This window comes from Streptomyces odontotermitis, assembly GCF_050510915.1.
Lineage (GTDB): Bacteria > Actinomycetota > Actinomycetes > Streptomycetales > Streptomycetaceae > Streptomyces.
Map to the genome: position 1 here is coordinate 455643 of NZ_JBNJLS010000004.1, position 26971 is coordinate 482613.

Sequence of the window (26971 nt, forward strand, 5' to 3'; positions counted from 1 at the left end):
AAGGAAACACCGTGAAGCTCAACGCGGACCAGGGATTCATCAAGTTCGACCGCCAACTCCCGCTCTACAACTGGCTGTACCCGCTCAAGGGCCAGGAGACCGACAAGCAGACCGTCACCGACGCGCACGCCCGCCTCGACACCACCGCCATCCGCAGCCGCGCGCTCTACTTCCACATTCCGTTCTGCGAGACCATCTGCACCTTCTGCATGCTCAACCGCGGCATCGGCGTCGAGGGCAGCGACGCGATCGAGATGTACGTCCAGGCGCTCATCAAGGAGATCCGGCTCAAGGCGTCCTGGCCCGCCGTCACCGCCGTCCCGCCGCGCGTCATCTGGTTCGGCGGCGGCACCCCCACCATGCTCACCGCCGACCAGATCCGGCGCGTGGGCGCGGTCATCAACGAGTGCTTCGACCTCTCCCAGCTCGAGGAGTGGACCATCGAGATGGAGGTCAAGAGCGTCACGCGGGAGAAGTGCCAGGCGTTCAAGGACATCGGCGTCACCAAGGCCCGGCTCGGCCTGCAGACCTTCGACCCCAAGTACCGCAAGCTCTTCAACATCACGGCCACCCTGGAGGACACGTACCGCGTGGTGGCGCTGCTCGGCGAGTACTTCGACTACCGCAGCTTCGACATCCTGTACGGGATGCACGGCCAGACCACGGCGGACTTCGCGCAGGACATCCAGAAGGCCATCGACCTCGGCACCGAGTCCTGCGAGTTCTACCCGATCAACCACCTGGTGACCCAGAACTCCCTGCACACCGGCTACCAGTCGAAGAAGCTGCAGCCGCTCAACTACGTGGACAAGATGGGCCACACCATCTTCGCCAACCACTATCTGCGCAACTCCGGCTACCGCCTCTACAACGGCCACGGCTACGTCCGCCACCCGAATCCCGGCGAGGACACGGACTTCATCTCGCGCAGCTACTCGAACAAGTACCACGAGTACTGCTGGGCCCACTGGGACGACGACCTGATCGGCTTCGGCGCCAGCTCCACCACGCAGTGCCTGGACTGGACGATCATGAACGACGAGAGCCGGACCAGCTACATCAAGAACCTCCTCGACCACGACGACCTCAAGGTCAAGGTCACCCGCGCCGAGCACGTCCCCTACGAGCGCGGCCTGGTCCTCGCGCTGCCGTACCACGGGCACATCGACAAGAGCCGCATCCTGTGGGACCGGATCCCCGGTGAAGTCACCGAGCGCTTCGGCGAGTTGCTGGACGCCGGGATGTTCGAGGAGCGGCCCGGCAGCTACGCGATCACCGAGCTCGGCTGGACCTGGTACGTGAACATGATGTACTACATGTCGCCCGCGGCCGACCGGAAGATCCTCGACGAGTTCGTGGCCAACCGCTCCAAGAACGGCGGCATCACCGACGGCGAGCGCCGCATGACGGCCATCGACACCAACCCCCTGCGGGCCGAGGCGCGCACACCGCTGCCCCTCGCCGTGGTCGGCTGAGGCGGGGATGCGTCATGGTTGCCACACTCCCGAAGACAGCACGGACGCGATCGTCCGAAGAGCTGTGGACCGAGGGCCGCCAGTACCTGGCAGGCACGGACTGGCCGGCCGCCGCGGCCCGCGCCGGTGAGCTCGCCGGCGCAGCCCTGGCCTGCAACATCGGCTGGCTGGCCGGGGAGGCCACGGACGCGCACACGGCCGCCGCCCACACCGTCCGGTACGCGCGGCTCGCCGGGCTCCTGGGCCGGCTGCCCGCCACCACCTGGCTGGAGGCGGACGCCCCGCACCTCGGCGTGGACCTCGGCTCCGAGGTGTGCCTGCGCAATCTGCGGGCCGTCGCGTCCCGGCTGCCCGCCGGGCGCCTCATCCAGATCGGCGCGGAGGACGCGGGCCGCACCGACGTCGTCCTGGACACGGTGCTCGCCGCACACCGCGAGGGACTGCCGGTGCGCGCCACCGTCCAGGCCAATCTGCACCGCAGCGAGCAGGACGTGGACCGGATCGTCCGGGAGGGCTGCCCGGTCCGGCTGGTGAAGGGCGGCTTCCGGGAGACGCCCGAACTGGCCCTGCAGAACCCGGCGTTGATCGACGCGGCCTACGCCCGCCTCGCCCGGCGCCTGGCCCGCGCCCGGGTGCCGCTGACCCTCGCCACGCACGACGCGCGGATGTGGCAGCGGCTGCTCCTGCCCGATCTGCCGGGCGTGTCCGTGGAGCTGCTGCTCGGCGTGCTGCCCGAGGAGGCGCTGCGGCTGCGCCGCTCCGGGGTGCCGGTGCGCCTGTACGTGCCGTTCGGCACCGACTGGCAGGGCTATGTGGCCAAGCGGGTCAGCGACGCGGAGGCCGTCCGGGCGCGCGAGAGCCGAGCGAAGGAGGCGTCATGAGCGTCATGAGGACGTCGGCGAAGCCGCGTGCCCCGCGCGCGCTGCGCACCCCGCCGCCCCGGCTGGCCGAGGCCGTCGTGCTCATCGACGGCGTCCTGAACGGGCTGCCGTTCAAGCAGGCGTGCCGGGACGCGGGGCTGCCCGTGATCGGGGTCTACACCTTCGACCGGCAGGCCCTGGAATCCATGGCCCCGCAGCACGCGGACGGGGATGCGGCGAGCCTGTACGGCGACGACCCGTTCGAGATCACCGCCTGGCTCAAGGAGGTGACGGACTCGGTGGCGGCCGTCGTCCCGGCCACCGAGCCGGGGGTGCGGTGCGCGGCCGAGGTCGCCGACCTGTGGGGGCTGCCGTCCAACCCGGTGCCCACGGCGAGCGCCTGCCGCGACAAGCGCCTGATGCGCGACCTGGCCCGGCGGGCCGGGCTGCGGGTGCCCGCGTACGAGGCGGTGCGGGACGTCGAGGGTGTGCGCGCCGCGGCCCGCCGCACCGGCTTCCCCGTCATCGTGAAGCCCGCCACCGGGGCGGCCTCGCACAACGTGTTCCTGGTCGAGGACGCCCGGGAGCTCGCGGGGATCTTCGGGGCGAACCGCCGCGACCTGTTCGGCGGCGTCGTCGACGAGTGGCTGGTGGAGGAGTACGTGCGCGGCAGCGAGTACGCGGTGAACACCTTCACCGTGAACGGCCGCCACACCATCCTGGACACCTGGCAGTACCAGCTGCCCAGCACGGACGACTACGACAACCCGTACTGGAACTTCGTGCAGCTGGACGGCCCGACGCCCGCGCGCACGGTCGTCGAGCGGTTCGCGCTGCAGGTGCTCGACGCCTTCGGGATCCGCATCGGCCCCTGCCACGTCGAGATCAAGCTGGACCCGGCCGGCCGCCCGGTCCTCATCGAGATCGGCGCGCGGCTGCCCGGGGCGGGCATCCCCCTGCTGTGGCAGCGGCACAGCGACTGGCGCCCGTACCACGACACGCTCGCCTGCTACCTGGGCCGCCGCCCCGAACTCGCCGATGCCCGGCCCCGGTTCAGCGCGACCGTCGGGATGTGCTTCATCCGCAACGACGGCCCGCCCGGGGTGCTGCGCGCCCTCGACGGCCTCGACCAGGTCGCGCGCTACCCGGGCGTGGAGGAGATCATCACGCCGTTCCGCGCCGGTGACCCGGTGCCGCGCACCCGCGACCTCGGCACCGAGATCGCCAAGGTCCGGGTCTCGGCGCCCACCGGGCCCGCCCTGCAGTCCCTGATCTCGTCCGTGCGGCGCACCGTGCGCGCGGACGTCGTCACGGACGAGGCCGTGGTGGACCCTGCCGCATAGCCCCCGCCGGGCACCCCAACTCCCGTATCCCACCTGGTTCTTGAGGAGAGCCATGCCCCGACGCCTGTTCACCTCGGAGTCCGTCACCGAGGGACACCCCGACAAGATCGCCGACCGGATCAGCGACACGGTGCTCGACGCGCTGCTGCGCGCGGACCCCGCGGCCCGCGTGGCCGTCGAGACGCTGATCACCACCGGTCAGGTCCATGTGGCCGGTGAGGTCACGACGACCGCGTACGCCGACATCGCCGCCCTGGTGCGCGAGCAGATCCTCGCCATCGGCTACGACGCCTCCGGCAAGGGCTTCGACGGCGCCTCCTGCGGCGTCTCCGTCTCCCTCGGCGCACAGTCGCCCGACATCGCCCAGGGCGTGGACACCGGCGGCGCCGGCGACCAGGGCCTGATGTTCGGCTACGCCACCGACGAGACCCCGGAGCTGATGCCGCTGCCCATCCAGCTCGCCCACCGCCTGGCCCGCCGGCTGACCGCCGTGCGCAAGGACGGCACGCTCCCCTATCTGCGGCCCGACGGCAAGACGCAGGTGACCATCGAGTACGAGGACGACCGCCCGGTGCGCCTGGACACCGTGGTCGTCTCCTCCCAGCACGCACCCGACATCGACCTGGGCTCCCTGCTCGCCCCGGACATCCAGGAGCACGTCGTGGAGCCGGAGTTGAAGGCGCTCGCCGAGCAGGGCGTGACGCTGGAGAGCGACGGCTACCGGCTCCTGGTCAACCCCACGGGACGGTTCGAGATCGGCGGCCCGATGGGCGACGCGGGACTGACCGGACGGAAGATCATCGTCGATACGTACGGGGGCTACGCCCGGCACGGCGGCGGCGCCTTCTCCGGCAAGGACCCCTCGAAGGTGGACCGCAGCGCGGCGTACGCGATGCGCTGGGTCGCGAAGAACGTGGTGGCGGCGGGCCTGGCCCGGCGCTGCGAGGTGCAGGTGGCGTACGCGATCGGGAAGGCCGAGCCGGTGGGCCTGTTCGTGGAGACCTTCGGGACCGCCACCGTGGCCGCGGACCGGATCGAGCGGGCCATCACCGAGGTCTTCGACCTGCGTCCGAACGCGCTCATCCGCGATCTGGACCTGCTGCGGCCCATCTACGCCCAGACCGCCGCGTACGGCCACTTCGGGCGCGAGCTGCCCGACTTCACCTGGGAGCGCACCGACCGCGCTGCCGCGCTGCGCGAGGCGGTGAGCGGGTCATGACCAATGGCTTCTCGCTGGCCTGGGACGACGGGGCCGTCGTCACCGTCGACCAGCGTCATCTCCCGCACGAGACACGGGAGTTACGGCTCTCCACCGTCGGCGAGGTCGTCGACGCCATCGCCACCCTGGCCATTCGCGGGGCGCCCGCGATCGGCCTGGCCGGGGCGCTCGGCGTGGCGCTCAGCGCGCACCGCAACCGCACCCCGGGCGGCGTCGACGAGGCGGCCGTGGTGGCCGACGCGGAGCGCCTGGTCGCGGCCCGGCCGACCGCCGTGAACCTCGAATGGGGCGTACGGCGCGTGCTCGCCCGCATCGGCGACGGCGCCGACGGGATGCTCGCGGAGGCCCTCGACCTGCTCTCCGAGGACGCCGCGCTCGGCGCCGCCGCCGTCGCGCAGGCCGCAGCCCTGGTCGAGTCGCTCACCCCGGACCGGCCGCTGCGGCTGCTCACGCACTGCAACACCGGCCGCCTGGCGACGGGTTCGGTGGGCACGGCGCTCGGCGCGATCCTGCGCCTGGCCGAGCGCCGCCGGGTCGAGGAGGTCCTGGTCGACGAGACCCGGCCGCTCCTCCAGGGCGCCCGGCTCACCGCGTGGGAGCTCGCCGAGGCGGACGTGCCCTACCGGCTGTGCGTGGACTCGGCGGCGGCCTCGGCGATGGCGCGCGGACTGGTGGACTGCGTGCTGGTGGGCGCGGACCGGATCGCGGCCAACGGCGACACCGCCAACAAGATCGGCACCTATGGCCTGGCGGTCGCGGCGGCCCGGCACGGCGTCCCCTTCGTGGTCGTGGCGCCCGAGTCCACCTGGGACCCGGCGCTCCCGGACGGCTCCGGGATCGTCGTCGAGGAGCGCGCGTCCGACGAGGTCACCCGGCTCGCGGGGGTGGTCACCGCACCGGTGGGGGCGCCCGCCTACAACCCGGCCTTCGACGTGACGCCCGCGGGCCTGATCACGGCGATCGTCACGGAGCGGCGGGTGTTCCGGCCGCGCCGCGACCCGGTGCAGGAGACGGCGGCCGGGGTGCCGGACGCGCGGATCCGGGGGCTCCTGGAGGAGTTCCCCGACTACCCGGAGCCGGGTGTGCTCTTCCGCGACCTGTCGGCGCTGTACGCGGAGCCGGGCGTCCTCACGGGTCTCGCGGCCCGCGTGGACGAGCTGTTCGGCGGCGGCTACGAGCGCGTGCTCGCCGTGGAGTCGCGCGGCTTCGTGCTGGGCGCGGCCCTCGCGGCGCACGCGGGCACCCCGCTGACCCTGGCCCGCAAGCCGGGCAAGCTGCCCGGCGCGGTGCACTCGGCGGAGTACTCCCTGGAATACGGGCAGGACCGCCTTGAACTGCGCAAGGGCGCCATCTCACCGGGCGAGCGGGTCCTGTGCGTCGACGACGTGCTGGCCACCGGCGGCACCCTGGGCGCCACCGCCCGGCTCGTGGAGGCCAGCGGCGCGGAGGTCGCGGGTCTCGCGGTGGTGGTGGAGCTGACGGGCCTCGGCGGCCGCGAGCACCTCGCCCCGTACAAGCTGGCCTCGCTGTGCGAGGTGCCGGCGTGATTCCGCGCCCATGGACCGACGTGACCCCCGGCCCCCGGACCGAAAGGACGTACCCCTCATGACCGGCGCCCGCACCGACGTCGCCGACCTCGCCGTCATCGGCGGCAGCGGCTTCTACGAACTGCTCACCGACGCCCGCCTGTTGACGGTCGAGACCCCGTACGGCGAGCCCTCCGACGAGATCGCGGTCGGCGAGGTCGCGGGCCGCCGCGTCGCGTTCCTGCCCCGGCACGGGAGGGGCCACCGGGTCCCGGCCCACCGGATCAACTACCGGGCGAACCTGTGGGCCCTGCACTCCCTCGGCGTCGGCCAGATCCTGGCGCCGTGCGCGGTGGGCTCGCTGCGCCGGGAGCTCGGGCCCGGCTCCGTGGTCGTCCCGGACCAGCTGGTCGACCGCACGACGGCGCGCGTGCAGAGCTTCTACGACGAGGGGGCCGTGCACGTCTCGTTCGCCGACCCGTACTGCGTGGACGGGCGGGCCGCGGTCCTCAAGAGCGCGGCGGCGACGGGCGCCCCGGCGACGGACGGCGGCACGACGGTGGTCATCGACGGGCCGCGCTTCTCCACCCGCGCCGAGTCCCGGTGGTACGCGGCGCAGGGCTGGTCCCTGGTGAACATGACGGGCCACCCCGAGGCGGTCCTCGCCCGTGAACTGGCGCTCTGCTACACGTCCGTGGCCCTGGTGACGGACCTGGACGCGGGCATCGACGCGGACGAGAGCGTCGCCCAGGAGGAGGTGTTCAAGGTGTTCGCCGCGAACGTCGGCCGGCTCAAGTCGCTGGTCCTGGAGACGGTCGCGCAGCTGCCGCAGTCCCGCTCCTGCGCGTGCGCCCACGCGCTCGACGGGATCTCCCCCTGAAGCGGACCTCGCACCCGTACATGGATCATGTGCGTGTACCTGGATCTTGCACATGTTACAGATCTTCGCCCCAAGATCGGACAGAAAGTTACCTATAGGTTTCTAGTGACTTTCCACGCGCACGGCAGTAGAACCCGTTCCCACTCCTACGAGAGTGAGGAACATCACATGAGTGGAACCACCATGCACAACGCGAATCCTGACGGGGTGTCACGTCGAAGATTCCTCGCTGGAACGAGTTCTATTCTGGGTGCCGTGGCCCTCGCGGGTCACGGCACCTCGGCCCGTGCGGCCACGGCCCGCCTCGCCACCTCGGGCGCGGCCGCCGTCATCAGCGACGGAGCGCAGGTGCCCGCCCTGGTCATCGGCACCGGATACGGCGGCTGCGTCGCGGCGCTTCGGCTCGCCCAGGCGGGCGTCGACGTGCACATGGCCGAGATGGGCATGGCCTGGGACACCCCTGGACCGGACGGGAAGATCTTCTGCAACACCACGAGTCCGGACAACCGCTCGTACTGGCTGCGCACCAAGACCAAGCAGCCGCTGAGCAACTTCCTCGGCTTCCCGATCGACAAGAACATCCCCAAGTACACGGGCGTCCTGGACGCCGAGGAGTTCGCCGGGATCATCGTCTACCAGGGGCGGGGCGTCGGCGGCGGCTCCCTGGTCAACGGCGGGATGGCGGTCACACCGAGGCGGGAGAACTTCGGCTCCATCCTCCCGTCGGTCAACGCCGACGAGATGTACTCCACGTACTACCCGCGCGCCAACGCAGGGCTCGGCGTCGGCCTGATCGACCCCGCCTGGTTCGACACGGTGGACTGCTACCAGTTCGCCCGCGTCGGCCGCAAGCACGCCCAGCGCTCCAACTTCCCCTTCGTGTTCGTGCCCGACGTATACGACTGGGACTACATGAAACAGGAGGCGGCGGGCACCGTCCCCAAGTCGGCCGTGGCTGGGGAGATCCTGTACGGCAACAACTACGGGAAGAAGTCCCTGCAGAAGACCTACCTCAGCCAGATCAGGAACACCGGCAAGGTCACCATCTCCCCGCTCCACCAGGTCACTTCGGTCACCCCGGCGTCCGGCGGCGGCTACACGGTCACCCTCAACCAGCTCAGCACGGGCGGGGACACCGTGGCCACCAAGACCGTCACCGCGGCCCGGGTCTTCTTCGCGGCCGGCAGCGTCGGCACCAGCAAGCTCCTCACCAGGCTCAAGGCCACCGGCGCGCTCCCGGCCCTCAACAACGAGATCGGCAAGGGCTGGGGCGACAACGGCAACGTCATGTGCGGCCGCGCCAACCACCTGTGGGACCCGACCGGAAAGGTGCAGGCGTCCATCCCCTGCGGCGGCATCGACAACTGGGACGCGGGCGGCGCCTTCTCCGAGGTGGCCCCGCTGCCGACCGGCATCGAGACGTACGCGTCGTTCTACCTCTCCATCACCAAGAACCCGCACCGCGCGGAGTTCAACTGGAACGCCGGGGCGAACCGCGTCGACCTCAGCTGGCAGAAGGACTGGAAGCAGGACTCCATCACCATGGCCAAGTCGATCTTCGACAAGATCAACGCGAAGGAGGGCACGATCTACCGCACGGACCTCTTCGGCACGGACAAGATCTGGGGTGACCACCTGACGTACCACCCGCTCGGCGGCGCGGTCCTGAACAAGGCGACGGACAACTACGGCCGCTTGCATGGCTATTCGGGCTTGTATGTGATCGACGGGGCACTGATCCCCGGCAACACGAGCGTCAATCCCTTCGTGACCATCACGGCGCTCGCCGAACGCAACATCGAGCAGATCATCGCGACCGACCTCCGCCGATGACCACTTCGCTCCCCCACGCACGAAGGAGGGGCCATCGGGTCGATGGCCCCTCCCGCAGACACGTCCGTCAGAGCGCGGCGGCCGGGTACGTCGGGTACTCCACGCCGGAGACGTGCTGCACGACCCGGATCACCTGGCACGAGTAGCCGAACTCATTGTCGTACCAGAGGTAGAGGATCGCGTTGTCGCCGTCGACCTTGGTGGCGCCCGCGTCGACGATCGAGGCGTGGCGCGAGCCGATGAAGTCGTTCGACACCGCGTCCGGGGCGGTGGTGAAGTCGATCTGGCGCTTCAGCGGCGAGGTCAGCGACACGTCCCGCAGGTAGTCGAGGACCTCCTCGCGGGTGGTCTCGCGGCCGAGCCTGAGGCTCAGGATCGCGATCGAGACGTCCGGCACCGGGACCCGGATCGAGGAGCCGGTGATCGGCGCCTTCAGGTCCGGCAGCGCCTTCACGACGGCCGAGGCGGCGCCGGTCTCGGTGATGACCATGTTGAGCGGCGCGCTGCGGCCGCGCCGGTCGGCCTTGTGGTAGTTGTCCAGCAGGTTCTGGTCGTTGGTGAACGAGTGGACCGTCTCCACGTGACCGCGCAGCACCCCGTACTCGTCGGCCATCGCCTTCAGCGGCGGGACGATCGCGTTGGTGGTGCAGGACGCGCAGGACAGGATCTGCTCGTCCGGCTTGATCATGTCGTGGTTGACGCCGTGCACGACGTTCGGGACGTCGCCCTTGCCCGGGGCGGTCAGGACGACCTTCTCGACACCGGGGCGCAGGTGCTTGGAGAGCCCCTCGCGGTCGCGCCACTTGCCGGTGTTGTCGATGAGGATGGCGTCCTTGATGCCGTACGCGGTGTAGTCGACCTCCGAGGGGTCGTTCGCGTAGATCACCTTGATCTCGTTGCCGTTGGCGACGATGGTGCTGTTCGCCTCGTCGACGGTGATCGTGCCCTGGAACTGGCCGTGGATCGAGTCGCGGCGCAGCAGCGAGGCCCGCTTCACGAGGTCCTGCTCACCGCCCCCGCGCACGACGACGGCGCGCAGCCGCAGCCCGTTGCCGGACCCGGCCTTCTCGATGAGGAGGCGGGCCACGAGGCGCCCGATGCGGCCGAAGCCGTACAGGACGACGTCGCGCGGCTCGCGGCACTCGATCTTGTTGGCGCCGGTGGCCCCGGCGACGGCCTCGGCGGTGAACTCGGCCACGGAGAGCCCGCGCTCGTCCGTCTTGTACGTGGCGGCGAGCATGCCGATGTCGATCTGGGACGGCCCGAGGTCGAGCTCGGCGAGGGCCCGCAGGAAGGGCATCGTCTCGGTGACCGAGAGTTCCTCACCGGCGATCTGCCGGGCGAATCGGTGGGTCTTCAGAATGCTGACCACCGACTTGTTCACCAAGGAGCGGCTGTACAGGAGGACCGTGACGTCCCGCTCCCTGTGCAGCTTCCCGATGACCGGGATCATCGACTCCGCGATCTCCTCGCGGTTCTTCCAGTTGGTGAACGAGTCATCATTGACAGTCACAGGTTTATCTTTCGAGCTAGGCGGCGCTCATATGCTAACCCGCCCCACTTTCGATCGAGCACCGGGCTCCTTCAAAGCGAGAGTCGTCACCACTCGCACACGTTCGCTCACCAAGAGTCGCCGAAATGAAGGCGGGCTCCGGGGCGCACCCTCATTCGGACACACCATTCACGCGGCATCCACCACGCGGGCGAGACGACTGCATCGAGCACACAACTGCCCCCATTCCAGCGGGGTTTCGGATTGCGAGAGCCCAACTCCCCCTCGTTCACTGTGAGTTCGATCCGACACCACAGGGGGAAGCCAAGCATGACGAGAGCGATACGCAGATTCCGCGGACGGGGCACCTGCCGCAGCGCCCTGCTCACCCTGAGCGTCCTGGCGACATCCGTACTGGCGGTGAACTTGGGCACCGCGGCCCCGGCCCACGCCGCGTACCCCGGCCCCACCCCGCCCCAGCCGGCTCCCGACTGCGCCAAGCCGTGGGTGGTCCTGTCCGCGTACGGGACGTCGGAGTCCACCGACGCCGACCATCCGTACGGCACCGTGGGCGTGAACGACACCTACATCAGGGCGCTCAAGCGCGCGCTGTCCGGCGCGGGCGTGCCCGACGGGGACGTCACCGTGCGCAACCTGCCCTACCCGGCCTCCGCCGTGGACTGGCCGGACTGGCTGCCCGGCGACTGGGGTCCCGACGACTACTGGACCTCCATGGGCAAGGGCCGCGACAAACTCGTGGAGGAAATCAGCTTCTACGCCTCCTGCCCGAATCGGCCGACGCTGATCCTGCTCGGCTATTCGCAGGGCGCCCAGGTCATCAAGAACGCGCTCGTGAGCGACTCGGTGAAGGGGAACAAGCGCAACTCCGACGAGATCGGCGCCATCGTCAACGTGGGCGACGCCTCGCGCGACAACGGCCAGATCGGCATGGGCCAGAACGGTCAGATGCGGACCCTCAACCCCGATTACTCGACGGGCGTCGCCGACATCACGCGCGGCGGCCTGATGCAGCGCCTGACCGTGCCGGACCCGTTCCCCGGATTCCTCGGCGACGGCCGCTACTTCGACGTGTGCCGCACCGACGACGCGGTCTGCAACGAGCAGGCCACGCCCGGCTCCGACGAGTGGAAGAACCGCTGGCTCGGGGACTTCGCGGCCAGCGCGATGGGCGACAACGCCCCGCACATCAAGTACCGCGACTACGGCAGCGACCAGCCCGCCGAGGACAAGGCCAAGGCCGCGGCCGTCGCGCGGGACACGGCGAACCGCGCGGTGACCGCGGCCGTCGAGCAGCGCAACGTGGTGCACCCGCCGCCGGACACCCCGGAGCGGGTCTGGGCGACGAACGTCAACGTCCGCTCCGCGCCGTCGACTTCGTCGGACATCGTCGCCACGATCCCGGAGCCGACCACGGTGTACGTGAAGTGCCAGCGGCACGCCGAGTCGGTGACGTACGGCGGCATCACCAACGACGCCTGGTCCTATCTGCCGCAGCAGAACGGCTGGATCAGCAACATCTTCCTGGTGGGGCCCGCCTGGATGCCCGGGGTGCCCGAGTGCGAGTGAGGCACTGACGGCAGTCCGTCCCTCGTGCGGCTCCTGGTTCCCTTGTGCGGCCCCTGGCGTTCATGGCACGCCTGTGCTCCCCTGGTGAAACACAGATACTCAATCTGTTTCACAGTGTCAGACAGGGAGTTCACCGCGATGGACCCAGTCAGCAGGCGCAAGGTACTGCTCGCGGGCGGCGCCATGGGAGCGCTCGGTGCGCTGACCGTGGCGGCGCCCGCCCAGGCACGGCCCCTGTGGACGTGGTCGCCCGCCCGGTCGGTGGCCGGTGCCGGGCAGGGGGCCGACCCGCAGTGGGTGTGGGACGAGGAGGCCGACCAGCTGCTCGCCTCGGTGCTCGACCGGGGCGACGTACCGCGGGTCAACCAGCTGCTGCGCACGTGGAACCGGAACGACCAGCCGCTTCCCGACGGACTGCCGCGCGACGTACGGGAGTTCATGGAGCGCGCGCGTCTCCTGCCCTCCTGGGCCGACCGGAGCAAGCTCGAGACGGCGGCCGAGTTCAACAAGACGCGGGGCTTCTACCTGAACCTCCTCAACGGGGTGGGCGGGGGCATGCTCAGCACCGCCATCCCCAAGGAGGCGCGGGCCGTCTACTACTCCAAGGGCGGCGCCGACATGGAGGACCGCGTCGCCAAGACCAGCAAACTCGGCTTCGCCGTGGGGGCGTTGGACGCCTACCGGCCCGGCGGGAGCATCGTGGTCGAGGCGGTGAAGACGCGGCTCGTGCACGCCGCCGTACGCCATCTGCTGCCCAAGTCGCCCGGCTGGAACGAGCACAACGGCGGCCAGAAAATCCCCATCAGCCAGGCCGACATGCTCGTCACCTGGCACACCCTGCCGACCTTCGCGATGCGCAGACTGCTGGAGTGGAAGGTCCCGGTCTCCGCGGCCGACTCCGCCGCCTATCTGCACCTGTGGCAGGTCACCGCGCACCTGCTCGGCATCCGCGACGAGTACGTACCCGCCACCTGGGACGCCGCCGAGGCCCAGTCGAAGCAGCTCCTCGACCCGGTCCTCGGGCCCACCCGCGAAGGCGTCGAGCTCACCGACATCCTGCTGGGCCAGCTCGCCGAGCAGACCAGCCCCGGCAGCGTCGACCGCCCGCTCGTCAACGCGCTCGCCCGCTATCTGGTCGGCGACAAGGTGGCCGACTGGGACGGCATCCCGCGCGAGCCCTTCTGGGAGAAGGCCATGGCGACGGCCTGGCCGAAGCTGGTGGCCTTCCGCGAGAGCCTGCTGCCGCTGCCCCTGGTGCCGCCGCTCGCCTGGACGCTCGACGAGGCGGCCCGCCAGTACATCTTGTTCTACCTCACCAAGGGCCGCGGCACGCACATCGAGATCCCCGACACCAACCGCCCCTGACCCGCCCATATCGACCCTGATGGGCTCAACCACCGTACGGGAGAAGGGAGTTCGCAGCGATGGATCCACTCAGCAGACGCAAGGTGCTGCTCGCCGGCGGCGCCATGGGGGCGCTCGGCGCGCTGAGCATGGCGACGCCCGCCCAGGCACGGCCCCTGTGGACCTGGGCGCCGAGCGGATCGGTGGCCGGTGCCGGGCGGGGCACCGACCCGCAGTGGGTGTGGGACGAGGAGGCCGACCCGGTCCTGGCCGCCGTGCTCGACCGGGGCGAGGTGCCCGAGGTCAACCGGCTGCTGCGGTCGTGGACCCGCAACGACCAGCCGCTGCCCGACGGACTGCCGCCGGACTTACGGGAGTTCATCGAGCACGCCCGCCGCCTCCCCTCCTGGGCCGACCGGGAGAAGCTCGACACCGGGGCGAAGTTCAGCAAGACCAAGGGCATCTACACCGGCACCCTCTACGGCCTCGGCAGCGGCCTGATGAGCACCGCCATCCCGCGGGAGGCGCGCGCCGTCTACTACTCCAAGGGCGGCGCGGACATGAAGGACCGCATCGCCAAGACGGCGAAGCTCGGCTACGACGTCGGGGACCTGGACGCCTACCGGCCCGAGGGCTCCATGGTCGTGACGGCGGTGAAGACCCGCCTGGTGCATGCGGCCGTACGGCATCTGCTGCCCAAGTCGCCCGGCTGGAACGAGCACAACGGCGGCCAGAAGATCCCCATCAGCCAGGCCGACATCCTCGTGACCTGGCACAGCCTCCCCACCTTCGTGATGCGCAAGCTGCTGGAGTGGCGGGTCCGGGTCTCCCCCGCCGACTCCGCCGCCTATCTGCACGTGTGGCAGGTGACCGCGCACATGCTCGGGGTCAGGGACGAGTACATCGCGGCCAGTTGGGCGGCCGCCGAAGCCCAGTCCAAGCAGCTCCTCGACCCCGCCATGGGGCCCACGCCCGAGGGCAAGGAGCTCACCGAGGTACTCCTCGACATCGTGGCCGAGCTCGACGGCGGGCTGACGCGGCCGCTGGTCAGCGCCTTCTCCCGGTACACGCTCGGGGACAAGGTCGGCGACTGGATCGGACTGAGCCAGGAGCCGTTCTGGGAGCCCCTGATCAGCCGGACGTGGCCGCTGCTCGTGGCCTTCCGCGAGGGCCTGATCCCGCTGCCCCTGGTGCCGGAGGCCGCGTGGACGGTGGAGGAGGCCATCCGTAAGTTCGTGCTGCTCTTCCTCGGCGAGGCCAAGCCCATCGCCATCGAGATCCCCGACATGAACCGTCCTTCCTGACCCGGGCGCATCAGGAGAACCGGGCGGTAACATCAAGCATCCGCGACGAAAGGCGAGTTCGACATGCAGGACATGGGGCGGCGCCGCTTCCTCGGCTACATCCTCGCGGCGCCGACCCTGGTGACCGCCGCCGAACTCACCGGGGCACCGGACGCCGACGCCGCGCCGTCGGGTGCCGGGACGGGGCTGCCGACACCCGAGGTGACGGATCTGCTCGACCTGAACGACGTGATGACCCTGGCCGCCCTGCCCACCGCGAACCTGATCACGGTCGAGGTGGGCGCCGACGGCACCGTGTCGTTCGCGCTGCCCCGGGCCGAGGTCGGGCAGGGCATCACCACGTCGACGGCCATGCTCATCGCCGAGGAGCTCGACGTGCCCGTGGACCGGGTGCGGGTCACGCTCGCCGACGCCCGCCCGGAGCTGCTGTTCAACCAGCTCACCGGCGCGTCCAACACGACGCACGCCACGTACCTCCCGGTCCGGGTCGCCGCCGCCCTCGCCCGCAAGCGCCTCCTCGCCGCCGGGGCCGCCCGGCTCGGCGCCCCGGTCTCCGAACTCACCCTGAAGCGCGGCCTCGTCAGCGACCGCGCGGGCCGCAGCGTCGGCATCGGGGAGCTCTCCGCGAAGGCGGCCGCCGTCCGCACGAGCCGGGAGTCCGTGGAGCTCAAGGAGCGCGAGGAGTTCACCGTCATCGGGCGGCCGCACTCCCGCGTCGACGCGCTCGCGGCCGTCACCGGCGCCAAGAAGTTCGCGATGGACCTCGACGTCCCGGACGCCCGGCCGACGATGGTGTGCCGCCCGCCGACCCTCAACGGCACGGTCCGCTCCGTCGCCAACCTCGACGAGGTCCGCGCCATGCCCGGCGTCACCGACGTCGCGACGGTCTCCACCGGAGTGGCGGTGCGCGCGGCGACCTTCGGGCAGTGCATCGACGCCGTGCGCGCCCTGCGCGTTCAGTGGCGGCCCGGCACCGCGGCGGGCAAGTCCGACGAGACCGTGCTGAAGGAGCTGCGGAACGCCGAACTGCCGCTCGGCCCGAAGCCCCCGACACCGACCGTGGACGCCACGTTCACCTTCCACTTCCGCAGCAACAGCGCCCTGGAGCCCAACTCCGCGATCGCCGACGTGCGTCCGGACCGCGCCGAGATCTGGTCGTCCCTGAAGGCGCCGATCGTCGCCAAGAACGCCATCGCCGCGAAGCTCGGCCTGCCCCCGCACAAGGTCACCGTGCACGTCACCGAGGGCGGCGGCTCCTTCGGCCGCAGGCTCTTCTTCGACGCCGCCCTGGAGGCCGCCGAGATCTCGAAGGCGATGGGCAAGCCCGTACGGCTGATGTGGCACCGCGCCGACGACTCCCGCCAGGGCCGTACGCACCCCATGGCCACCTCGCGCGTCCGCGCCTCCTACCTGGGCAAGACGGTCCTCGGCTACGAGCAGCGGCACACCAGCGTCGCCACCGACCTCAGCCACGGGCTCGGCGAGGTCTTCACCGCACTGGCCGCGAAGCTCCCGGTCGGCGACATCGGCTTCTCCGAGACCTTCTTCCAGCTCTCCCAGTCGATGCCGTACGACTTCGGCCTCGCCACGCGGCTGCTCAACGAGACCGACAAGGGCTTCAACACCGGCAGCATGCGCGGCGTCTACTCGCCGGACGTCACCTGCGCCCGGGAGCTCGTCGTCGACCGGCTCGCCGCCAAGATGGGCAAGGACCCCTACACGTTCCGCCGCGACTTCCTGCGCGCGGACCGGGCGCGGGCGGCCCTGGACAAGGTCGCGGAGGTCGGCAAGTGGGGGCGCCCCATGGACGCCTACACCGCCCAGGGCATCGCCCTGCACACCGAGTACCACTCGGTGAGCGCGGTGCTCGTGGAGATCGACTGCCGCCCGGAGACCGTCAACCGGCCCGTCCGCGACGGTGTCACCGGCCCCCGCGTCACCAAGGTCGTCTGCGCCGTCGACGCCGGGCTCGCCGTGAACCCGCGCGGCCTGGAGGCGCAGATGATGGGCTGTGCCATGGACGGCATCGCGCTCGCCCTGACCTCCAGCCTGCATCTGCGCGACGGCTACTTCCTGGAAGCGAGCTGGGACAACTACTTCTACACCCGGCAGTGGAACACCCCGCCCGAGCTGGAGATCGTCGTCATGCCGGCCACGACCGGCAAGCCCGGCGGTGCGGGCGAGCTCGGGGTCGCCGCGTCGATGGCGGCCGTCGCCTGCGCCTACGGCCGGGCCACCGGGACCATGCCGACCAGCTTCCCGATCAACCACGGCACGCTCTCCTTCACGCCCAAGCCGACCGTGCCGCCCATCCCCCAGTCCCCCACCGACGGCGTCCAGCACGCCCGTTGAGCCGCCGCCCCCGAGGAGTCTCCCCTTGCCGAAGCACACCTTCCGCCTGAACGGCGAACAAGTCACCGTCGACGTCGAGGGGGACGTGCGGCTGCTGTGGGTGCTGCGCGACATCCTGGGTGTCACAGGACCGAAGTACGGCTGCGGCATCAACGTCTGCAAGGCGTGCACCAGCCACCTCAACGGGAAGGCCGTGAACCCCTGCGCGATCCCGGTCGAGGACCTGAAGGCCGACGACGAGGTCACCACCATCGAGGGGCTGCCCGCGACGGTGGGCGCGGAGCTGCACCCGATGCAGCGGGCCTGGCTCGACCAGGACGTGGCCCAGTGCGGCTACTGCCAGCCCGGCCAGATCATGGCGGCGGTCGCCCTGGTCCGCCGGGCCGCCGAGGAGGGCCGCACCCTCACCGACGCCGACCTCGACGGCATCCGCAACATCTGCCGCTGCGGCACGTACGTCCGCATCCGCGAGGCCATCAAGGCCGGCGCCGAGAAGATGTGAGCGGCCGGGCGGCGTGCGGGGCCGCCCTCTTCAGGCCGTCCTCTTCAGGCCGCGGGGAGGCGGTCCAGGAAGCCGAGCACCGTCCGGATGCGGCCGTCCTCGGCGAGCGTGATCACGTCGGAGCCCGCGACGGGCGCGGAGCCGTCGGCGACGGACACCAGCTCCCAGGTGAAGCGCGCGGTGTCGTGGTGCCCGTCGACCGTGCCGGTCTGCCGGAACTCGAAGCCAGGGAACTGCTCCCCCGCCCCGGCGATCACGGCCGCGATCCCCTCGTGCCCGGCCACGTCGGCGAGCGGGTCGGTGTAGGTGCCGTCCTCGGTCCAGGCCGCCGCGACGGCCTTGGCCCGGTCGTCGGCGCCCTGCGTGTTCCACGCCTCGAAGTAGCGGGCGACGGCGGTCTCGTACGCGGTGTGGGTGGACGAAGTCATCGTGCTCAGCCTCCTGTTGGGCCTTGGGTGGTGTCCGCCGGTGCGGATGACTTCACCTTGCCGGGGATCGGCGGGGCGTGCGATTACGCCGGAGGTAATGCGGGACGCCCTCAGGGGGCCGGCTGTTTCAGGGGGCCGGCCGCTTCAGGGTGTCGACGAGGACCGACGTCGCCTCGGCGATCAGCTTGTTCTCGGGCTCGGCCTTCTCGTCCTTGCGGTTCGTCATGATCGCCACGACGAGGGGCGCGGCGTGCGGCCGCCAGATCACGGCGATGTCGTCCCGGCCGCCGTAGTTGCTGCCCATGCCGGTCTTGTCGCCGACCACCCAGCCCTTCTCCTTGGCCACCCCGGCCCTGATGAGTTCGTCGCCGGTCTTGTTGGTGCGCAGCCAGGTGGTGAGCTGGGCGCGCTCCGGCTTGCCGAGGACGTCCCCGAGGACGAAGGCCCGCAGGTTCTCCGCGAAGGCGCGGGGCGTGGTCGTGTCCCGCGTGGAGTCCGGGTCCCACATGCTCAGGGCCGTCTCGTAGCGCTCCATGTGCGTGGTGTCGTCGCCGAGGTCCTTGAGGACGGCGTTCAGGGCCTTCGGTCCGCCGAGGTCCTTGAAGAGCAGGTTGGCGGCGGTGTTGTCGCTGTAGCGGACGGCGGCGTCGCAGAGTTCGCGCAGGGTCATGCCGTGGTCGACGTTGTCCTCGGTCACGGGAGAGTTGTCGACCAGGTCCTTCTTCGTGTACTTGATCTTCGTGTCCATTCCCTTCGGCCCGTGCTTGCGCAGCACGGCCCCGGCCGCCAGGGCCTTGAAGGTGGAGTTGAAGGCGAACCTCTCGCCGTCGCGGTAGGTCACCTCGCGTCCGGTGCCGGTGTCGACGGCGTAGAGGCCGAGGCGGGCGTCGTACTTGCGCTCAAGTCCCTTGAGGGCGGCGGCATACGGCTTCGCGGAGGCGGGGGTGGACGAGGAGGCGGAGGCGGACGGGGACGTCCTGGGCTTCTCCGCCTGGGGATCGCTGTCCCCGCAGGCCACGAGCGGGACGAGGGAGAGGGCGACGAGCGCGCTGAGCACTCCACGGCGGGCACGGTTGTGCGGCATGGTCCGAAACCTCCGGTGCGGGTCGAGGGAGCCACCCTCACCCGGCGGCACTCATGCGGTCCAATACACTTCTGATGCTTTTCATGCTGTTTCAGCATGACGTGGGCGGAGGGAGGGCCGTCGTGGATCTCGTGGGCGCGTGCCGTGCCTTCATCAGCGTGAGCGAGTACGGCAGCTTCACCGTCGGGGCGTCCGCCGCGCGGATGTCGCAGTCGGTGGCGAGCCGCCGCGTCGCGGCCCTGGAGGAGCGCTTCGGGGAGCGGCTCTTCGAGCGCACCTCGCGCCGGGCCGTGCTCACCCCGTTCGGCCGGGACATGCTGCCGACGGCCCGTCAACTCGTCCTGGCCGCCGAGGTGTTGGAGCACGAGGCGGCCGTCGCCCGGCGCAAGCCGTGGCGCCTGGCCGTGCCCGCGGTGTGCGCGAGCGCGGACCTGGCGCGGCTCGTGGCGGACGCGCGCGGGCAGGGCGTCATGCTGGACCTGCGGGCCGCGGCACCCGCGCGGCGCGCGGAGCTGATCCGCTCCCAGCAGGTGCGGGCCGCGCTGCTCGCGGTGGCGCCGGACCGGGCGACGTGGTCGGTGCCGCTCGGGCTGGCCACCGCCGCGGACCCCGGGGTGCGGCGCGTCTACCTCGACACGCTGCGCCGCGGCCGGGCGAGCGGCGACGAGGCGGTCCGCCGGGTCTGGCTCCAGCCGGAGGACGACGTGCCGCACGTCCGCGACCCGCTGACGCGGCTGCGCGACGCCGTCGGCCTGCAGCCCGCACAGCTCGCCGTGGCGGCCGACCTGACCACCGCGGCGGCCGAAGTCCTGTGCTCCCAGGACCTGTTGCTGTGCTCGGCCGCGCAGGCCCGCGAGCTCGGCCTGCACTGGCGCCCGCTCGGCGACCTCGCCCTGGTCCGCGGCTATGCGCTCGGCGCCACCGAGTCCGGCGATCCGGACCTCATCCGGGGCCGCCTCGGCGAGGCGCTCGCCGACTGTCTGGGCGCGACGCCGTGGGTGCCGGCCGGTGACGGGGAGGGTGCGTGAGCGCGTACCGGACCACCGAGCAACTGCTGCGCGACCTGCGCCGCCGCCTCGACGACGGCGGCCTGCGGGCCTGCCTCCTCGTCCGGGACCTGCGCACCGGGCGGGAGCTCGGCATCGAGCCGGACGCCGAACTGCCGGTCGCCTCCCTGGTCAAGGTGCCGCTCGCGCTCGCGACGCTGGAGCGCGTCCGGCGGGGCGAACTCGACGGCGCGGCCCTGCTCGACGTGGCCCCGGGGCGCATCACGACGCCGGGCCCCACGGGCCTGAGCCGCTTCCGCCACCCGGCCCGCATCGCCGTGGAGGACCTGCTCTACCTGAGCACGTGCATCAGCGACAGCACGGCGGGCGACGTCCTGTTCGGGCTCACCCCGCCCGACCGCGTCACCGGGCTCCTGCGCGAGTTCGGCCTGCCCGACCTCACCGTCCGGCACACTCTCGGGGAGCTGGCCGACACCCCCGCGGAGCGCCTCGACCGCGGGCAGGCGCCGCTGGCCCACGCGCTCGCGATCGGCACGGGCGCGGGCGACCACGGCCACCGGGTGCCGCAGCTCGACGTCACCCGCGCCAACACGGGCAGCGCCCGCGCGTACGCCGATCTGCTCCAGGCCCTGTGGACCCCCTCCGCGATCCCCGCTGAGACGGCCCGCGGCGTCCGCGAGCTGATGGCGAACAACATGATCCGCCACCGCCTCGGCCCCGACTTCAGCTCCGACGCCACCACGTGGTCGTCCAAGACCGGCACGCTCCTCAACCTGCGCCACGAGATCGGCGTGGTCGAGCACGCCGACGGGCAGTCCTTCGCCATCGCCGTCCTGACCGAGTCCCTCGTCCCCGCCAGCGTCCAGCCCGGCGCCGACGCCCTCATGTCCCAGACGGCCCGCGCGCTCCGGGACCATCTGCGGCAGCTCTGAGCGGAGGGAAAGGTGAGTACGCGTACTCAAGCACCGCACGCCGCGGGGCAGAGAGCATCGGATCATGCCCGTACGGAAGCCCACCTCAGCCGCCGCCCTCACCGCCGCACTCCTCACCCTGACGCTGAGCGGGTGCGGCAAGGACGCGGACGACCTGTTCTCCAACCTCAACGGCACCACGTCGCAGCGGTCGGAGGCCGGTTCCGCCGCCGCGCCCAACCCCCAGGACGCGAAGAAGGCGGTCCGGAAGCGAGCCGAGGTCGAGCACGCCCTCGACGGGCTGCGCCGTCGCGGCACGGTCGCTCCGGCGGACGTGCGCCGCGCACTCACGGACCTCGCGGGCCGGGCCCGGGTGTCCGTGGCCGACGCGCGCTCGGCGGACGGGGCGCAGAAGGCGGAGGGCAGCGAGTACGGCATCCGGATCGGCGCGACCGCCTGCGTGACCGGCGCCGTGCACAAGGACCGCGTGCGGGCGTACGTCAACGGCCTTTATCCCACGACCGGTTGCCTGCCGCCCGCCCCCGTCGGCTGAGTACCCCCGGCCTCGCCTGGGCAGGTCCAGGGGACCGGACGAGCGCGGGGAGGACGCATGGCGGTGGCCGGGGAGCGGGTCGGTGCGGAGGTCTCTGCGGGCGGGGTCGGGCTGCGCCTCGCGGGGGCCGATGTGCTGTCCGGGATTGATGTGCCCGCGGTGGGTGCGGGGCAGGTGCTGGGGATCGCGGGCGGCAGCGGCGCGGGCAAGACCCTGCTCCTCGAGGTCCTCGCCGGGCTGCGGGCGCCCGACTCCGGCCGGGTCGCGGTCCGTACGCCGCCCGGCACCCCGCCCGGCGCGCTGCGCTACGGGTTCGTGCCGCAGGACGACATCGTGCACCGCGCGCTGCCGCTCCGCACCGCCCTGGAGTGCGCCGCCCGGCTGCGCGGCACGGACCTCGCCCACGTTCCGCTGGTGCTGGAGGAGTTGGGCCTGACCGCTCATGCCGGGCAGCCCGTGCGGACCCTGAGCGGCGGTCAGCGCAAGCGGGCGAGCATCGCCATCGAGCTGCTGTCCCGTCCCGGGCTGCTGTTCCTCGACGAGCCGACGTCGGGGCTCGACCCGCTGGCCGGGGCGCAGCTGACGGAGTATCTGCTCCGGCTCGCCGCTACGGGCGTCACCGTCGTGTTCACCACGCACACGCCCGCCGATCTGCACCGCTGCGACCAGGTGCTGTTCATCGCACCGAACGGCCGCCCGGGGATGTCGGGCACGGTGGCCGAGGTGCTGCGGGCGTCGCCGGACGGGACGTTCGAGGCGCTGTACGCGGTCGCTGCGGCAACGGCTGCGCCGGAGCCCGAGGACGGGGTGGATGGGGCGTACGGGGTGGATGGGGCGGACGGGGCTGACGTGCGGGCCCTGTTCGTCCCGGCCACCGGGCGGCTCCGCCAGTGGGCCGTCCTGACCGGGCGCGATCTGCGGCTCCTGCGGCACGACCGCCTCACCGCCGCCATCACGATCGGTTCGCCGCTCATCATCATCGCCATGTTCGCGCTGCTGTTCCGCCCGGGGGTCTTCGACCCGGACCGCCCCTCCCCCGCCGCATCCGCGATGGTGCTGTTCTGGATCGCGTTCGGGGCGTTCTTCTTCGGTCTCGCGTACGGGCTTCCGCAGATCTGCGGGGAGTTGGCGGTGCTGCGCCGCGAGCGCAGGACCGTGCTGCGCCTCGGCCCGTATCTGCTGGCGAAGCTCACCGTGCTCGGCCCGGTCCTGCTCCTGGCCGACGCCCTGCTGCTCGTGGTGCTGCGCGCCCTGGACCGGCTGCCCGCGGCCGAACCGTCCGTCCACGCCTCGCTGTTCGCGACGACGGCGCTCGCCTCGTTCGCGGCGCTCGCCCTGGGCCTGTGCTGCTCGGCGCTGGTCTCCGAACCGAGCCAGGCCGCCCTGGTGCTGCCGCTGCTCTGTTTCCCGCAGGTGCTGTTCTCGGGAGCCTTCGTGCCGGTGCCGCGGATGGCGGCGGGGGGCCGCTGGATCAGCGTCGCGATGACCAACCGGTGGGCGTTCGAGGCCCTCGGGTCGGGCGCCGGGCTCGAGGAGTTGTGGCGGGGCGGCGGCGCGGAGGGGCGGGCGCTGCTCGCCTCGTACGGGGACAGCTTCGGGCGCCCCGCGTGGTGCGGCTGGGTGGTCCTGGCCGGGTGCGCGGTGGCCCTGCTCGCGGCCGCCTGGCTGGTTCTGCGGCGGCGCTGCCCGGCGTCGGCGCACCGCATCGGAGGCTGACGCACGGGGCGGGCTCCGGCGGGGCCCCTGCTCCCGCAGCTCAGCAGCTGACGCGCGGCGCGAGCGCACCCCGCTCCGGAGTGCCGGCGGCGAACGTCTCGCGCAGGAACTCCACGAACCGGTCGATGTCGGCCGCGGTGTTGGCGATGCCCGGCGAGACCCGCACGGCGCCGCCGGACGGCAGGCCGAGCCGCCGTATGTAGCCGTCGATGGTCTCGGCGCGCCAGCGGACGCCGCCCGCGCGGTGCAGCAGCCGGGGCGCGATGGAGAAGGCTTCCTCGCCCGCGCCGGGGTTGCAGAAGCAGCCGGTCCGCACCGAGATGCCCGCCGCCGCGCACTCCCGCGCCACGATCCGCTCGTCGACGACGTGACCGCGGCCGTCCAGGACGTTCAACGCGACCGTGCCGCCGCGCCCCTCGGTGCCGCGCGGACCGTAGACGCGGACGAGCGGCCGCCCGCCCGGGTGCCGCAGCGCGGCGACCCCGCTCAGCAGCCGCCCGGTGAGGCGTGAGACGTGGTCCGCGACGGCCTGCGCCCCCACCGACTCGTACCAGTCGAGCCCGGTGACGATCTGCGGGACGGCGTGGAAGTCCGGGGTGCCGTCCTCGAACGCCGCGGGCGCCTGGGCCATCCGGTGCCAGCGCGCGCGGGCGCTGACGACCTGGATCGTGCCGCCCGCGAACCAGGGGCGGCGCAGTGCGGCGAGCGCGTCGCGCCGGGCCACCAGGCTGCCGACGCCGGACGGGTAGCCGAAGACCTTGTACCAGCTGGCGACGACGAAGTCCGCGGGCGCCCGGCGCAGGGACAGCGTCCCCGTCGGCAGGTACGCGGCGGCGTCGAGCAGCGTGTGCCAGCCGGCGGCGCGCGCCTCGGCGACCCACTCCAGCGGATGCCGTACGCCGCTGAAGTTGCTCTGCGCCGGAAAGCAGAACAGCCCTCCCCGCCGCCCCGAGAGCGCGCGTCGCACGGCGCCGCCGGACACCCTCAGCTCGTTCCCGGAGAACGGCACCAGCTGCACTTTCGCCCGCGCACGGCGCGCGAACTCCCGTACTCCGTTGATGGAGTTGTGGTTGTCCTGGGTGAGCAGCAGCGGCCTCGACCACCGGCTGAACGGATATGCCTCCGCCACCAGCTTCACGGCCTGTGACGCGTTGGCCGTGAAGATGACGGTGTACTGCTCCGGATCCGCGTCCAGGAACCGGAGCACCCGCGTCCGGGCGTCCTCGACCAGCGCCGTGGACGCCTCCGACGCCGGGCTCTCCGTGTGCGGATTGCCGAACGCCCTGCCGCGCAGCCGCGCCGCGTGCGCGTCGGCCAGGCTCCGCGGCACGGGAGCGGCGCCGGTGTGGTCGAGATACACCTCCCCTGCCTCGTCCAAGTAGCCGAACTCCTCGGCGCGCAGCCGCGCGAAGGACCCCTCGCCCCGCTCGTCGTCCGTGCTCACCTACACAAATCTCCGCTTTCCGCGCGGATGTGTCCAGATCTCTGCGGACGAGAGCTCAAACGGTCAACTGTTCAGCGTGCAGGACGCCTTGGCGGTCTTGCCCGGGTCGCTCTCGGAGCGGGCGGTGAGCGTGACCTTGCCGTGCCGGTCGGCGTGCGGCTTCGCGGTGACGGCGACCTCGACCTGGGCCGAGCGGCCGGTCTTCGCGGTGGCGAGCCGGTTGGGGAGCCAGGCGGACCAGCCGCGGCCGGATGCCGTGGCCGTCAGCCGGTAGACGTCCGACCCCAGATACCGGTCGAGCCCCTTGCCCTGGTCGGCGGGGGCGGCCCGCCCGGTGTTGGCGAGGTCGAAGGAGCACACGGCCCGGCGCGCGGGGTTGCCCTTGGCCTTGCCGCGGCCGAGGTCCACGCCCCGAAGCTGCGGGCCCGCCCCGTCGAGGGACTTCACGGCGATGGTGTACGAGAGCACGCCGGTGGGGCCGCGCTGCAGGTCGAGGACGTAGAAGTGCAGCCGGTTGGCCTCGTCGACGTACTCGTACTGGCTGCCGGAGTCGGCCCCGGCGTGCAGCAGGGCGTCGCTGAGCTGGCGGTAGTCGCCCATGGTGATCTTCTGGGGGGTGCCGTCGGGGCGCTTGAAGTCCACCATGCCGATGTCCTCGGGGTGCGCGTCGACCACCCAGGCGAACGGCGCCCGGTCCTGGTTCTTGGTCTTGGCGAGCAGCACGCCGTGGTCGGGCGTGAAGGAGTCCATGCCCATGCGGTCGACGACCTCGACGGTGTAGTTGTCGTAGCCGCCGCCGTCGCACAGCGGGTCGGCGGCCGGATCGCAGGCCGGTGAGAGGTCGCGGCCCATGGTGATGTTGACGCCGCTGAGCCCCTTGTCGCCGGGCGGCGCGGCACGGGCGGTGACGCGGGCGACGACGGTTCCGGAGCCCTTCAGGGCGTCCCGGTCCAGGCGCAGCACGTTCTTCTCGTCGACGATCCCGAGCTTGAGCTTGTCGCGCAGGACGTGCTGGGCCCCCATCGAGGCGCCGTTGGTGGCGGGTATCCGCCAGCGCGTGTGCGGCCCGCCGGGCCCGTTGAACGAGCCGCGCGAGAGCATGCCCCAGATGCCGGTGTACGAGCGGCGCAGCGGAGTCCCGTACGGGTTGTTGTAGTTGTCGCCGATCCCCAGGATGTGGCTGAGCTCGTGGGCGTACACGGCCATGCCGGAGCTCTCGGCCTGGGTGGACGAGCCGTCGGCCGCGTTGGGCCAGATGCGGGCGGCGGCGGCCCATGAAGTCCAGGGCACGTAGCGGGTGTTGGCGGCGTTGCCGCCGGAGGCGATCGGCGAGGGCGGACCCCAGGCGGCCGGGACGCCCTGCGGGCCCGCGAACTTCATCTGCCCGAACTCCTGCCAGACGGACGACTCGTCCTGCCCGGCGGTGAGGTAGAAGACGAAGTCGTACTTCGCGGTCTCCCCGCCGCCCACGTCGGCGGTCCAGGCGGCCTTGCCGTCCGTCCGGATGTTCTTCCCGCAGGTGGTGCCGAGCGGGCAGGCGCCGGGATTCATGCTCGGCTCGATGCCGTACTGGTAGGACTTGAACGGCATGCGGTAGACGCCGAAGGCGGTCAGGTCGACCCCGATGCGGCCTCCGGAGTCCTCCATCCAGTACTCGTTGATGGTGTGCCCGTGGTTGAGCGCGCCCGGCTTGTTCAGCAAGTCCCGGTAGAAGGCCGGCAGTTGACTGCGGGGGATGTCGGAGGCGCCGGGCTGCGGGTTCCCGAAGAGGCTCGAACCGGCGGCCTTGCTGGCGGTGAACTCCTCGTCGGGATAGTCGAGCAGCACGAGGGCGCCCTTGAAGGTCCGCTTGCTGGGCTTGTTCCCGGGGTCGGACCAGTCGGTGCCGGGGACGGAGCGGTAGTCCGCCCAGGTCATGTCGTCGGGGTTCTGCCAGTGCTGCGGGTCGGTCGGCTGGACGAGCGGCGGTGGCCGGTGCGGCCGGTCCGCGGCGTGCGGGTCGGCCTGCGCGGGCCCGGCGGCGAGGGCTGCGGCGAGGAGACCGAGGAGTGCGACGGGGAGGACGCCGCGTATGCGTCTACGACGGAGGAACAAGGCTCACCCCTAGCCTG

Annotated in this window: 21 protein-coding genes; 16 read left to right on the top strand and 5 right to left on the bottom strand. The window is 71.7% G+C overall.

The genetic code is table 11. The features are described from left to right. Window positions 1–11: 11 nt before the first annotated feature. The 7 genes from ACQB60_RS15420 (at window position 12) to ACQB60_RS15450 (ending at window position 9136) form a co-directional block, all read left to right on the top strand. Complete coding sequence (locus ACQB60_RS15420; protein WP_496926524.1) at window positions 12–1475, top strand: radical SAM protein; 1464 nt, start codon at window positions 12–14, stop codon at window positions 1473–1475. A 14-nt stretch (window positions 1476–1489) separates the two neighbouring features. After that, window positions 1490–2356 carry a proline dehydrogenase family protein gene (locus ACQB60_RS15425; RefSeq protein WP_496926525.1) on the top strand — a complete coding sequence of 289 codons (867 nt, stop codon included), beginning with the start codon at window positions 1490–1492 and terminating at the stop codon, window positions 2354–2356. Then, window positions 2353–3678, top strand: a complete 1326-nt coding sequence (locus ACQB60_RS15430) for an ATP-grasp domain-containing protein (RefSeq protein WP_496926526.1) — start codon at window positions 2353–2355, stop codon at window positions 3676–3678. Before ACQB60_RS15425 ends, ACQB60_RS15430 begins: the two co-directional genes overlap by 4 nt. A 52-nt stretch (window positions 3679–3730) precedes the next feature. Further along, the gene (metK, locus tag ACQB60_RS15435; RefSeq protein WP_496926527.1) at window positions 3731–4897 is read left to right on the top strand and encodes a methionine adenosyltransferase; all 1167 of its coding nucleotides are present in this window, start codon (window positions 3731–3733) and stop codon (window positions 4895–4897) included. After that, complete coding sequence (mtnA, locus tag ACQB60_RS15440; RefSeq protein WP_496926528.1) at window positions 4894–6444, top strand: S-methyl-5-thioribose-1-phosphate isomerase; 1551 nt, start codon at window positions 4894–4896, stop codon at window positions 6442–6444. The genes metK and mtnA overlap by 4 nt, the downstream gene beginning before the upstream one ends. A gap of 58 nt (window positions 6445–6502) precedes the next feature. After that, window positions 6503–7303: an S-methyl-5'-thioadenosine phosphorylase gene (locus ACQB60_RS15445; protein WP_496926529.1), complete on the top strand. Its 801-nt coding sequence runs from the start codon at window positions 6503–6505 to the stop codon at window positions 7301–7303. A 168-nt stretch (window positions 7304–7471) separates the two neighbouring features. Next, window positions 7472–9136: a GMC oxidoreductase gene (locus ACQB60_RS15450; protein WP_496926530.1), complete on the top strand. Its 1665-nt coding sequence runs from the start codon at window positions 7472–7474 to the stop codon at window positions 9134–9136. A 67-nt stretch (window positions 9137–9203) separates the two neighbouring features. Here the strand turns inward: ACQB60_RS15450 and ACQB60_RS15455 are convergent, their stop codons facing one another. Next, window positions 9204–10649: a glyceraldehyde-3-phosphate dehydrogenase gene (locus ACQB60_RS15455; protein ID WP_496926531.1), complete on the bottom strand. Its 1446-nt coding sequence runs from the start codon at window positions 10647–10649 to the stop codon at window positions 9204–9206. A 309-nt stretch (window positions 10650–10958) separates the two neighbouring features. On the opposite strand from ACQB60_RS15455, the gene ACQB60_RS15460 reads away from it, so the two are divergent. From ACQB60_RS15460 to ACQB60_RS15480, 5 genes are all read left to right on the top strand, one after another. After that, on the top strand, window positions 10959–12215 hold the full coding sequence (locus ACQB60_RS15460; RefSeq protein WP_496926532.1) for a cutinase family protein: 1257 nt from the start codon (window positions 10959–10961) through the stop codon (window positions 12213–12215). 138 nt (window positions 12216–12353) lie between these two features. Beyond that, window positions 12354–13580, top strand: coding sequence for an oxygenase MpaB family protein (locus ACQB60_RS15465; RefSeq protein ID WP_496926533.1), 1227 nt, complete (start codon window positions 12354–12356; stop codon window positions 13578–13580). Window positions 13581–13639: 59 nt separating this feature from the next. Continuing rightward, on the top strand, window positions 13640–14863 hold the full coding sequence (locus tag ACQB60_RS15470; RefSeq protein WP_496926534.1) for an oxygenase MpaB family protein: 1224 nt from the start codon (window positions 13640–13642) through the stop codon (window positions 14861–14863). 63 nt (window positions 14864–14926) lie between these two features. Continuing rightward, entirely contained in the window at window positions 14927–17215 is a 2289-nt protein-coding gene (locus ACQB60_RS15475; protein WP_496926535.1) for a molybdopterin cofactor-binding domain-containing protein, read from the top strand. Between the two features lie 25 nt (window positions 17216–17240). Further along, the gene (locus ACQB60_RS15480) at window positions 17241–17717 is read left to right on the top strand and encodes a (2Fe-2S)-binding protein (protein WP_496926536.1); all 477 of its coding nucleotides are present in this window, start codon (window positions 17241–17243) and stop codon (window positions 17715–17717) included. A 44-nt stretch (window positions 17718–17761) separates the two neighbouring features. Here the strand turns inward: ACQB60_RS15480 and ACQB60_RS15485 are convergent, their stop codons facing one another. Both ACQB60_RS15485 and bla read right to left on the bottom strand, forming a co-directional pair. After that, entirely contained in the window at window positions 17762–18145 is a 384-nt protein-coding gene (locus tag ACQB60_RS15485) for a nuclear transport factor 2 family protein (protein ID WP_496926537.1), read from the bottom strand. A gap of 127 nt (window positions 18146–18272) precedes the next feature. Continuing rightward, window positions 18273–19229 (bottom strand): class A beta-lactamase, encoded by a 957-nt coding sequence (gene bla, locus ACQB60_RS15490; RefSeq protein ID WP_496926538.1) that lies wholly within the window; start codon window positions 19227–19229, stop codon window positions 18273–18275. Window positions 19230–19351: 122 nt separating this feature from the next. Between bla and ACQB60_RS15495 the strand changes: the two genes are divergently transcribed. The 4 genes from ACQB60_RS15495 to ACQB60_RS15510 all read left to right on the top strand — a co-directional run bounded on the left by ACQB60_RS15495 (window position 19352) and on the right by ACQB60_RS15510 (window position 23416). After that, complete coding sequence (locus ACQB60_RS15495; RefSeq protein ID WP_496926539.1) at window positions 19352–20257, top strand: LysR family transcriptional regulator; 906 nt, start codon at window positions 19352–19354, stop codon at window positions 20255–20257. Further along, a complete protein-coding gene (locus ACQB60_RS15500; protein ID WP_496926540.1) occupies window positions 20254–21168 on the top strand; it encodes a serine hydrolase in 915 nt (304 codons plus the stop codon). The genes ACQB60_RS15495 and ACQB60_RS15500 overlap by 4 nt, the downstream gene beginning before the upstream one ends. Window positions 21169–21232: 64 nt before the next feature. Next, on the top strand, window positions 21233–21700 hold the full coding sequence (locus tag ACQB60_RS15505) for a hypothetical protein (protein ID WP_496926541.1): 468 nt from the start codon (window positions 21233–21235) through the stop codon (window positions 21698–21700). A 57-nt stretch (window positions 21701–21757) separates the two neighbouring features. Then, window positions 21758–23416, top strand: a complete 1659-nt coding sequence (locus ACQB60_RS15510) for an ABC transporter permease (RefSeq protein WP_496926542.1) — start codon at window positions 21758–21760, stop codon at window positions 23414–23416. A 40-nt stretch (window positions 23417–23456) separates the two neighbouring features. Here ACQB60_RS15510 and ACQB60_RS15515 read toward each other — a convergent pair whose 3' ends face one another. Further along, window positions 23457–24860 (bottom strand): aminotransferase class V-fold PLP-dependent enzyme, encoded by a 1404-nt coding sequence (locus ACQB60_RS15515; protein ID WP_496926543.1) that lies wholly within the window; start codon window positions 24858–24860, stop codon window positions 23457–23459. Window positions 24861–24923: 63 nt separating this feature from the next. Then, a complete protein-coding gene (locus ACQB60_RS15520) occupies window positions 24924–26954 on the bottom strand; it encodes a M6 family metalloprotease domain-containing protein (RefSeq protein ID WP_496926544.1) in 2031 nt (676 codons plus the stop codon). Between the last annotated feature and the right edge of the window lie 17 nt (window positions 26955–26971).